Origin of the sequence: Solemya pervernicosa gill symbiont (assembly GCF_002020875.1) — a bacterium.
Taxonomy (GTDB): Bacteria; Pseudomonadota; Gammaproteobacteria.
This window is the reverse complement of the sequence record NZ_MPRL01000110.1, coordinates 1-4,544: the sequence shown is the minus strand read 5'-3', so window position 1 is coordinate 4,544 and position 4,544 is coordinate 1. Positions and strand designations below refer to the sequence as shown.

Annotated in this window: 2 protein-coding genes and 1 pseudogene; all 3 read right to left on the bottom strand. The window is 60.2% G+C overall.

From position 1 onward, the window contains the following. On the bottom strand, positions 1-677 hold a 677-nt coding region (locus tag BOW52_RS16140), incomplete at its 3' end, for an RnfABCDGE type electron transport complex subunit D (protein WP_172840397.1). Further along, entirely contained in the window at positions 677-1,786 is a 1,110-nt protein-coding gene (locus tag BOW52_RS16135) for an RnfABCDGE type electron transport complex subunit C (protein ID WP_078485111.1), read from the bottom strand. The genes BOW52_RS16140 and BOW52_RS16135, both read right to left, overlap by 1 nt. Before the next feature lie 9 nt (positions 1,787-1,795). Continuing rightward, positions 1,796-4,447 (bottom strand): annotated as a pseudogene (locus BOW52_RS16130) (thiamine pyrophosphate-dependent enzyme); the annotation flags it as partial. Positions 4,448-4,544: the final 97 nt, after the last annotated feature.

Genomic DNA, 4,544 nt, shown 5'->3' with positions numbered 1-4,544 from the left:
CGGGGCGCCGCAGGCATAAACGGTCGCGTGAAGTTTTTGCTGTTTGCTTGGGCTTGGATGCCCAAAACAAACTCTCGCAAAAATAGCGACTCCCCTACGAACTTCTGCAGTGCGAGCGGTGTGGCACCGGTAAAGCTGTCGACACCCTTCGCGGCGATCCAGTCGCCAATGGCTGGCGGGCTCATAAAGGGGAGGGCGAGGGTCGATGGGATGAACTCAAGGAAACGTCCCGGTGCCATCGCCGGTGTCCAGGTGGTGATCGCTACCGGGAAGGCGGCCTGTACAAAGGCGCGACCGACCAGGGCAGGGTTAAAGAGATTGAAGCCGATACCGCCAAACATCACCTTGCCCATCGCAATATCGATAAAGCCAGCCACTGCGCCCATCCAGAGTGGGAAGCCGGGTGGCAGTGTCAGCGCCAGCAGCATGCCGGTGATGGTCGCGCTCCAGTCACCGATGGTGGCACTGGCGTTGGAGAGGCGATTGAAAAGGTACTCGGTCAGTACACAGCTACCGGTCACCACCAGGATCAGCGCCGCGGCACTGATACCGAACTGGTAGACCGCCATCGCGCAGATCGGCAGCATCGCGTAGACCACGTTGCGCATGATCTGCTCAACGCTGGGTGCGCTGTGCAGATGGGGTGAGGTGCGCAGTTCGATCTTGGAGGTTGGCATCAGGCAGCCCTCTCACGCACCACATGTTCATTCATCACCAGGATGCCGGAGACCGGTTTGGTGACCGGGACATCGAGCGAGGCGACGGTGGTGCCCATCATCGGCCCACCGAGAATCAGGTGTGCCTGACTCCCCTCGAAACCGACCTGCTCGAGTACGAAACGTAACGGCGTGCCGAGGGTAACGATGTAGTTGCCCGGCTTCCTGACACCGGGACCGGTGATGGTGATGACCCGTTCGATCAATCCCTCCGACTCGGGCAACAGCACGCCGAGTTCGGTGAGGGTCGCGACGTTGTTGACCACCACGCCGACCTGATAGGGGAATCCACCGGAGGGGACCTCACGACCAAGCAGTGCGGTGATTAGCAACTTTTCGGAGCCCTGCGGATATTTGGTCTTAACCGACTGCACCGTGATCGGTCCATCTTTGGGTAGCAGCTCGCGCAGCTTCTTGATTGCATCGAGCTTGTTATCCTCGATGCCGATCACGGCGCGTTCGGCACCGACCGCCTGCATGGCAAAACCGATACCGCGTATCAGATCATCACCCTGTTCGAGCATTATGCGATGATCGGTGGTGAGGTAGGGTTCACACTCACAGCCGTTCACCACCAGCGTGTCGATGGTGTGATCGGGCGGGACCGAGAGTTTGACGTGGGAGGGAAATCCGGCACCGCCGAGCCCCACCATGCCGCTATCCTGTACCGCCTGAATTACCTCGGCGGGGGAGAGCGTCTCGACATCGCGCTGCGCGCCGTAGAGCACCCGCTGCGCCGAGCCCTGATGGACTTTGAGAATGATCGACTCGACCTTGGGGCCGCGTGCCGAGGGCATCAGCTCAATCGATTCGATGATACCGGTGGCCGGTGCATGCAGCGGCACCGACATGAAGCCGTCCGCCGCAGCGATCGGCTCACCGCGTACCACCTCCTGGCCAACGTGGACCAGCGGCTTCGAGGCTGCGCCGAAGTGCTGTGCCAGCGGCAGGATCAGACGCGAGGGGAACGGCAGGCGGCGAATCTCCACCTCCGCCGTCTCCTTGTGCTGCGGTGGATGGATGCCGCGAGCAAAGGTCTTGCGTCGCAGTTTGTCGAGTAGTCCTAACACGTTACCGTCCTACTGGAACTTCTCAGCGCGTTTGACCAGCTTATCGATTCCCGCCTCACCCGCATTAAACGGTGTGCCGGGGTGGATACACTCGGCGGTGCACTTCTCCGCCGCCTTGACGATATCCTGGAAGGAACCCGCCTTGGGATCGACAATCACCGCCTGCTTGGCGTCGTTGTAGGTAAAGATCTTCGGATTGATCTCGATACACTCATCACAGGCGGTACATTCGGGTGTCTCAACCCAGACCGGCTCGTAGTCACCCAGATCGGCCGCGTGTGCCGCAGCGCCATTGCCGCCGTTGCCGTTAGAGGGGGCTCCGGTTAGTGCTCCGGAGAGACTGGCGGCATCGCCACTGGCGGCGAGTGAAAGCAGTGAAGAGGTGAGGCGCTGTGCCATGTCGACCCGTGCCTCCTCGGCGATCTTCTGCGCGTCGACCACCTGATCGACACCGACCATCGACTTCATCAGGCGCCAGAAGTTGCGACGCTCGATGGTGGAGCGCACCAGCTCCTGGGAGACCAGTACGCGGTTGAGGCGCTGCTTGGCATCGGCGACCCAGATATAGGGGAAGCGACCGTCTCGATCATCCTCATCCATATCGATGAACTCGTGTAGCGCGATCATGTCATCGTTCCAGGTGTTGGCCGGGGCCTTGCGGAACTGCTTGCGGAAGCGACCCTCGGTGACGGCGAAGTCGGCGAAGGTGAAGGGGAGAGTCATGCTCTCCTCCTTGCCCTTCTCGTTGAGGTACTTCAACGTGTAGATCGGCCAGTCGTTATCCATCTGCGGATTGCCCTCGAGCGAGGAGCACTCGGCGATGGTAGTGCCCAGATCGGGATCGAATTTATAGAGTGGGTAGGCGCGTGACTCGACGGCCATCTTGCTCTGCATCTCCGAGGCGTCATCAGCGACACCGTGCTCGGGCTGACAGACCGCGTAGATGTTAAAGAGTGCCGGGCGACGGCTGTTGAGGCCCTCGATGTAACCATCGATCAGATGGGTGACGTTGGAGATAGAACCCTGCAGCACGTAGCTGGTTCGATGGGCCATGCCGATAATCGACATCTCCTTACGCGTCTCCTCCTTCTTGCCCTTCCACGCCTTGCCGTAGGGGGCCATGTCGGAAATCTGACCGATAAAGCCCGAGGTACAGGCCTGGCCACCGGTGTTGGAGTAGACCTGAGTGTCGAGCACCATCACCTTGATCGGCATGCCCGACATCATCATGCGGGAGAGGTTCTGGAAACCGATGTCATACATCGCGCCGTCACCACCGACCGAGACGACCGGCGGCGAGAGCTGGAACTCCTCATCAGAGAAGTCCTTCCAGCTGAAGTATTTGAAGAAGCCGTCGTGTTTCTCCTCGGAGTACTTGCCAGCCAGTTCCAGCTCGACCATGCGGATCGCCTTGAAGCCGTCGGCCATCTTCGCCATGTGTCCCTCGAACAGACCCATCGCCATTGAGGGTGAGTCCTAGAAGAGGTGGCTGGTCCAGGGGAACGGATAGGGGTTGTAGGGGAAGGTTGCACCCCATACGGAGGTACAGCCGGTGGCGTTGACGATACCGAGCTCGGAACGTCCCTTGCCAGTGATGCCCTCGACATACTTCCAGCGTAGATCCTTCAGCTGATCGAGCAGACCCATCGCCCAGGTGAGCCACTCGCGATCGAGCGGTGTAGAGGCGGTCCCCTCGTCGAGGCCCGCAGAGAGACGCGAGAGGGTCAGATCCTTGCCCTCGGTCTCGGCCACGACCTGGTTGACCGCATCGCCATCGCTCAGGTTGACCGTCTCGGCCAGTTTGACGCGAATGTGGTTATCGAGCTTCTGGATCAGATCCTCGAGCTTGTTCACATGGCCGACCACGCGCTGCTGCATCAGTGCGGTCACCGTACCAACGAAGATGTGCAGGGCGGTCTTCTCGCCGCAACCGAGGCAGGCGCCGTCGCCGCAATCCATCGAGTTGTAGTTGTGTTTGTCGAGCAGCAGCGTCTCGAGCGCACCGATCTTCTCATCGAGATCGTCGATGCGGCTGAACTCCTTGCTGGTGGTCGGCAGGTCGAGCCAGTACTCCCAGTCGGTGCGCAGACGCTCGACCGTATCGTTGGTCTGTCGCTCGGCGAACAGGGCGTTATCATCACAGACGGTGACGCACTCCATGCAGCCCTTACAGGTGTAGGGGTTGATGGTGATGCTGAACAGACCGCCGGAGTTTTTGTCCCTCTTCTCACGGTTGGAGTAGTAGGGCTTGGTGATGGCGAATTTGAAGTCACCCAGCGACTCTTCGAACCAGTCGAACTCGGTAGCGAGCTCGTTCTTCTCCTCGCCCTCGGTCTCGGTAAGGGTGTCGTTGATCGCCTCGGCAAGCAGTTCGTTGACCTTCGCCTCCTCGGCCTCATCGACGATCAGCTCACGCAGCTTCTTCTCCACACTACGTACTGCGCGGCGCAGATGTTTGGTGATGCGACCGTTCTTCTCAATACGGCCGATAGTGGTCTCGAACACCTCACTCATAGAGTTGACCAGACCGGGGATGGCGCTGTCGGGGCAGAGGGTGTAGCAGTCGCCGCAGGCGGTGCAGTTCTCGGGGATCCAGGTCGGGTGGTCGAAACGGATCTGGGTCATGTCACGGTAGATGCCGGTCGAGGCGGGTGAGAGGCTCCCGGGGAGTCGCTATTTTTGCGGAAGCTTGTTTTGGGCATCCAAGCCCAAGCAAGCGGCAAATACTTAACGCGACCGTTTATGCCTACGGCGCCCC